This window comes from Synechococcus sp. BDU 130192, from assembly GCF_963876085.1.
Lineage (GTDB): Bacteria > Cyanobacteriota > Cyanobacteriia > Cyanobacteriales > MRBY01 > MRBY01.
In genome coordinates this window covers 1-6529 of record NZ_CAWNNO010000027.1, presented here as the reverse complement: position 1 = coordinate 6529, position 6529 = coordinate 1, and the positions used below count along the sequence as shown (strand labels likewise).

The following is a 6529-nucleotide window of genomic DNA, read 5'->3' as shown; positions in this document are numbered from 1 at the left end:
ACGTCGATGGTTTGGGGACTAGGGCTGGGGGTGGTGAGACGTTGCCAGGTGTTGATTTGGGTTTGGGCGGCGTCGTAGGCAGCGGTATTGCGGGGGATCTGGCGGGCGGTGGCGATCGCCTGGGGGATTGAGATATTGGCTTGGCTCTGGGCCACAGAGAGGATCCGATAGCTCCATTGGTCAGCGGCCTGTTTTCCTTCGGCCCGCAGTTGGCTAGCGCTGCTGGGAATTTCTTGAGTAAGGTTGATGGCTTCTACCCAGGCAGAGACGGAGTTGCCATTGGCCACTTGGTAGGCGCGATTCAGATTATTGATCGCGGTTTGTTCTTGACGCCAACTCCTGACCCTAGACTGCATTTCGTCATAAAGAACACGGTTCGGGGCAATTTGGTTAGCAACGGCGATCGCCTCATCGAAGCGTTTTTGTTGGCCAAGGGCCACAGCTCGGTCAAAGATCGGCTGATCTTCAGTCCGTTCAATGGTGTTGCGCCACTGACGAATATTTTCTTGGGCTTCGTTGTAGAGGGCGCGACCGGATTGGATCGTGCGGGCTTCGGCGATCGCCTCCTGGAGACGATTGGTCGCCGCTAAATCTTTTGCATAGGCCAGGGTGGGAGAGTCTTCGGCGATTTCAATTTGGCGACGCCATTGGCGAATTTTTTGGCGGGCTTCATCGTAACGGGGGTTGCCTGAGGGGACACGGTTGAGCTGGGCGATCGCCCGTTCATAGTCGGCGATATTTCCCCCCTGGGCCAATTCCTCAGCCTGTTCTAGGAGCGCCACGTCCTCAATTTCCCGTTGCCAACGACTAATCAGACCTTGGGCCTGGTCATAGACAGCACTGGCGGGCTGAATACTTTGGATTTGCACCAGGGCTGTTTCGAGATCCTTAACGGTTCCTTGGTTCGCCCTAAGGCCAGCTTGGGCCAGAATTCGCCAATCGACCACCACGTTGTCGAGGTTCAGTTGATCCGGTAGGCGATCGCAGAGGGCAAGTAAGTCATCCCAGCGGCGTTCATCAATAATGTTGTCGGTGTAGTCAATGATTTTTTCGCGGGCGTCACTAATTAAACGTTGGGCTTGGGGGTAAGCATAGCTATCTTGGCTAATGTTGCTCGCCTGGGCGATCGCCTGGAGCCAATTTTCTAAACCGCCCCGACGCAGGGCTGCATAGGCCCCTTCTAGCTGCTCCGTTTCCTTGCGAGCCAACTGAATTTGCGCCATGGCCTCATCGTACTTCACCGTAGCCCAGTAGCGGTTGTCTAAATAACTGAGTTGGACGACTGTCCGCATCGCCTGGCTTAAATCTCCTGCTTCGAGTTGCCGTTGCAGGCTAGCTAGAATTGCTTCTCCCTCTTGCCAAATGTCTTCCCAGGCCGTGATTTGGGCCTCAATTTCTGCTTGAAAACCGGCCTTTTCGGGAATATCGCGCACCATGGCGATCGCCTCATCCAACTTTCCCGCCTGGAATTCCACCTCAGCAAGGGCAATAATTTGCGAAACCCACACCTCAATGTTGCGGTCAATATCCGCCCGGAGGGGGTGATTCTCCGAAAAACCACTCACCATCCGAATCGCCTTTAGGTAGCTGGCAAGGGTCTGTTTCTCCGCTTCGATCTGGGCGCAATATAAGCGGGTTGTGGCGGAGGCTAAAGGCAAGAACAGGGCACTGCAATTGTTGCTGCCATTAAAGCTCAGGAGAACCGATGTCGCCAGAAAACCGACCCCCCCTGATAGGAAAATTAAGAGCAATCCTAACCACTGCCAATTGGGCAAGAGAAATTGACGTTTACGAGGAACCCCAAGGATTTCTGTCTCTGTCTCTGTCTCTGCCGTTGCTTGCTCTGGATCCCCATTGGCGATCGCCGTCGTTTCCATGCTTAAATCTTGCGTCCCAGACGCTTCCGATAAACCTGCTTCAGTCGATAACACTGGCTGCGATTGGGTGCCAACGGAAGAAACGGATTGCACTTGCGAGGGATCAGGTTTCTGGCTCATATAAACCGGAGGCTAAAATTTTGCAGACATGGATAGCTAAGATCTATGATACGTTCTACGCGATTTCATAAAAATTGGCATCATCATAGCATAGGCATCTTAAGCGTTTAAGCGCAGTACAAACCAAAAAATTGACAGCCTTTCCAAAGTTCTTTTCCAATAAATTAAGGAAGAGATATCGCCAAGGCCGTTTTATATCAGCTATTCTTGATTCTCTCAGTAGGATGTAGACAGAGATTTATAGATATGTCTGATAATATGGGCATCATTCGTCCCTTACTCAAAATCTGAAAGGCACCTCCGCTGCATCCTAGTGAGACTGCCCCATCACCACTCTGTACTATATAAATCGTTAAGGATAGGTTTGAAAGATGGAACAACAGCCTGAAACCCAAGTAGAAACTGGTACAACTCCGTTTAACAACGAAGCACCCGGTCCCATGACCTCCCCCCAAACCGAGCAGCCTTGGCAAGAAGCAGTCAAACCCATCACGGATTTTCTGTCTGAACTGCCTGAGGAGCTAGGGAAATTTTTCGCCGACTATAAGCAACCCCTGATCACCGTCGGTTTGATTGTGGCAGCTTTGATCACCGTCAAGCTGACCTTCGCACTAATCGGTGCCATTAACGATATTCCCCTATTAGCGCCCACCTTTGAGCTGATTGGTATCTCTTACACAGCATGGTTTGTCTATCGCTATTTGCTTAAAGCTTCAAACCGTGATGAATTGCTAGCAGAATTCAATTCTCTTAAGTCTCAAGTGTTGGGTAAAAAATAAACCTAGATTTCTCGTCTGGACTTGACTCTCCTCGGCATGTGCCGAGGAATTTTGATTTTTAAGAGAGATAGTCAGTAACAGCTTTCTCTAATCGTAAAAATAGAATTATAAAATTAAAAATCCAACTATGCCCTGTTGAAAGTTTTGTTGGATTAAATAAATTCTTATAAAAGAATCTTCATTGCACGTAGTTCTGAAAATAAAGTCGCAATACTCTTATATTTTTATTTGGAACTGCTATATTTTAACCCTCAACCATTTTTTTGTAAGTGTTCTCTAGAAAATGAAATTCTCTTTAATCACCAGCACATTAGGTGAAGATAGGCATGATAAAATCGTGCGTCTGATTCACTCTTTAATAAAACAGAAACATCAGGACTTTGAATTGATTATTGTCGATCAAAATGAAAATAACGATCTCAAAGAGAAATTGAAATCCTATACAGAGAAGCTTAATCTAATTTACTTAAAACATAATCGAAGAGGATTAACAGCAGGCAGGAATTTGGGATTACGCTATGTATCAGGAGATATCATTGCTTTTCCTGATGATGATTGTTGGTATTCAGAAAGTCTTTTGGAATCCATTAAAAAATGGTTTGTTGACAATGAACAATGGGATGGATTATGTGGTTGTACAATTGATTTGGATGGTAATTTAACATCAACTAAGTGGGACAGTACAGCAGGAGAAATCAACAAATTTAATATTTGGCGACGGGCAATATCATCATCCATTTTCCTGAAAGCCCCTGCCATTAATGACATTCAAGGTTTTGACGAGACACTTGGACCAGGTGCAAACTCTCCTTGGCAATGCTCGGATGAGACTGATTATCTTCTAAGCTTGCTATCACAAAATAAAAAACTACATTATGATCCAGAAATAAAAGTCTATCATCTTGAACCAATTACTCAATATAATCAACAAGCATTAGTACGCGCCAAAAGGTACGCTCCAGGAACGGGCCGTGTATTAAAAAAGCATAGTTATCCATTTTGGTTTGTTGCAATCGCTTTATTAAGACCAATTTTGGGAACTTTATATTATGCAACTAAAATGCAGGGATGGCGGGCTAAATTCCACTGGCTTATTTTTCAAGGTAGATTAAATGGTTGGCTTTCTTCTAAATAATTACTCCTAAAGCCTCTTAAAAAAGTAGATCAAAAAACAAGCCTGAAAATCAACTTAAATTCCGGAGAATTTGTCTGGTTTCTTGTCCTGTTTTTTCCCATGAAAACATACTTGCTCTTTGGAGTCCTTTTTGCATTAGATCAGCATAAAGATTATCGTCTTTGGTGATGCGTTCCATCGCACTACGTATTTCTTGAACATTTTTTGGGTCTACTAAGATGGCAGAATCTTTTGCCACTTCGACTAATGAAGATTGATTAGATGTGATGACAGGTAATCCGCAAGCCATTGCTTCCAATAAAGGGAGACCAAAGCCTTCCCAAAGGCTTACAAACATTAAACAAAATGCTTGATTAAGAATCATAGGCAAGTCTTGAAAGGAAACATAATCTTTAAACAAGACTTGATTTTCTAATTCTAGATTTTTCACCAAATCAATTAACTGTGGTGTGTAACGTTTATCTTTAGGCCCAATAAGCCAAAATTCATAATCTTCTTTATCCTTAAGCAGAGAAAATGCTTTAATCATTCTAGGGAGATTTTTGTGTGGGTTATGGCGACCCAAGTATAAAAAATAAGGCTTTTTAGATTTTGACTTATTTGATTGCATGTAAAATTTTTTAGGATTATAAGCAAGATGAATAGGTGTAATTTTAGTAGCAGAAATATTGAAAAAACTCATCAAGTCATCTGCAGTTGCTTGGGAGTTACAAATAATATGCTTACTTTGATCTAACACAATAGGTAAAACAAATTTCTGATAATAGTGTAATGGAGATCGCTTGTCTGGATGGCGTAATGGAATTAAATCATGAACCATAACAACAGTTTTAGCAGTGGTATAAATAGGTGATTCTGGTAAAGGAGAAAAAATCAAGTTTGATTCTAGTTTTTGATAAATCTTTGGCAAAGTAAGCTGAGTCCAATATAGCCGTTTAAGATGCCCCTTTAAGCCAAAATCTGGACTAAGTTCTTTTGGAATTAGATAAGAATTAAAAGTTGTAAATTGATCATCAAAATTACAAACAAGAAATTTAGAATTTAGTTGAGAAAGGTATGGTGATATATTGCGAGCATAAATACTAATCCCTGTCGGCTTTTTAGATAAGATAGATAAGTTGACGAGTATCATATTAAAGATGCATCTTAGGTGTTTTTATTGATTTTTTTTGGAAATTTTAATGGATTTAAAGTATTTAATTGAAGACGAAATACAATTCTTGTCTGTGAAAAAAAAGCGTTGATTAGAAATCCAGAAAATAACTGAGAAATAACTGTAGAAATTGCTGCACCGACGCCAGAATATTTAGGAATCAAAAAGATATTTAGAATAATGTTAAGTAATGCGCCAGAAAAAGTTATCCAGAAAGAATAATTGCTTAATTTCTCTGCAATAAACCATGGAGAAGTTCCTGTTCCCATAAATACAAATAATGTTGCCCAGATATGAATTTTCAAGATTGTCCCTGCAGCAAAATATTCTGGCCCATAAATCATCAAAATAAGAGGAGATGCAGTGAACAAAATAGGAAGTGAAATCATCAAAGATAGACGAATCAAAAAGGATAGTAAGTCTTTGATTTTTTCGTAATACTGTTTTTTGTTTTTTTCTTTTGCTGCATAAATTGAAGGGGAAACTGAAGCAATAATTATATTAGGAATAAAATACCATATTTCAGATATTTTAGTTGCGGATGAATAAATGCCAACTGCTTCTTCTCCAACGATGCTCCCCAACATTACTAAGTCTGTCTTCATATATAAGATGATGCTCAAACCAGATAAGATTAAGGGCCAGCTTTCATGAAGTAACGATTTTGCAATTTCAGTATTCCATTCAAGTTTGAACGGGCATTTTTTTAATTGATAAACTAAGACAAAACCACTTGCTTCCAGAGCAGCTTCTCCAAATATAATCCAGGCAAAATAAATCAATGGAACTTGTAGAATTAAGAGCGCAACTTTACTGAGAGTGACAACTATGAATACAAGAATTTTAATGGCAACTATATATTTAGATTGAACTTGAGCAGAAAACCAAAAATTAACGACTTCAAAAGCTTGAAATAAAATACTTGAACTTAGTATTAGAAAAATCAAGCTAAATTCAGTATTGTCTGTTCCCAAAAAAAGATAAACTCCTGTAGCAATAAGCCCAAGTGAAATAATGCTAGATATCACAAGTTTGAGCCAAAATACAGTGCCTAAAATTTTATTTTTTTCTTGAGGAAAATTAACTAGAGAACGAATAACTAAAGTATCTAATCCAAGCTTGGATAGGGGGTGAAGTAAAACAATAATTGCCCCGGCATAATTCAATGTACCTAATTGAGCAGCTCCTAGATATCTTGCCATCCAAGCACTCATAAAAAAACCGATTATCATCCGAACAGCATATTCAAATGACAACCACGAAATGTTACTCAAAATGGCTTTTTGTTCACCTATCAACTGCTTTTTGAATAACGACAGTCTTTTGAACATAAATGAGAGAAGTCGAGTCAGATGATGGTGTTCTCAGTACAGGACAAAAACTTGAAAAGGATAGAGGGAGAGGGTTTGATAGGAATTAGAAGATAACCAAGCAAACCCTCATGAGTCAGATTAGCGAAATTCGC

5 protein-coding genes are annotated in these 6529 nt (G+C 40.9%); 2 read left to right on the top strand and 3 right to left on the bottom strand.

What is annotated here, in order from left to right; genetic code table 11:
* A partial coding sequence (locus AACT35_RS08435) for a hypothetical protein (RefSeq protein WP_216820545.1) occupies nucleotides 1–1997 on the bottom strand: 1997 nt, incomplete at its 3' end.
* 371 nt (nucleotides 1998–2368) lie between these two features.
* On the opposite strand from AACT35_RS08435, the gene AACT35_RS08430 reads away from it, so the two are divergent.
* Together AACT35_RS08430 and AACT35_RS08425 are read left to right on the top strand one after the other, a co-directional pair.
* Complete coding sequence (locus tag AACT35_RS08430) at nucleotides 2369–2776, top strand: CAAD domain-containing protein (protein WP_012308044.1); 408 nt, start codon at nucleotides 2369–2371, stop codon at nucleotides 2774–2776.
* A gap of 283 nt (nucleotides 2777–3059) precedes the next feature.
* A complete protein-coding gene (locus AACT35_RS08425) occupies nucleotides 3060–3911 on the top strand; it encodes a glycosyltransferase family 2 protein (RefSeq protein WP_099239448.1) in 852 nt (283 codons plus the stop codon).
* 49 nt (nucleotides 3912–3960) lie between these two features.
* Here the strand turns inward: AACT35_RS08425 and AACT35_RS08420 are convergent, their stop codons facing one another.
* Together AACT35_RS08420 and AACT35_RS08415 are read right to left on the bottom strand one after the other, a co-directional pair.
* Nucleotides 3961–5043, bottom strand: coding sequence for a glycosyltransferase family 4 protein (locus tag AACT35_RS08420; protein WP_065711271.1), 1083 nt, complete (start codon nucleotides 5041–5043; stop codon nucleotides 3961–3963).
* Nucleotides 5044–5057: 14 nt separating this feature from the next.
* Nucleotides 5058–6395, bottom strand: a complete 1338-nt coding sequence (locus AACT35_RS08415) for a flippase (protein WP_099239446.1) — start codon at nucleotides 6393–6395, stop codon at nucleotides 5058–5060.
* Between the last annotated feature and the right edge of the window lie 134 nt (nucleotides 6396–6529).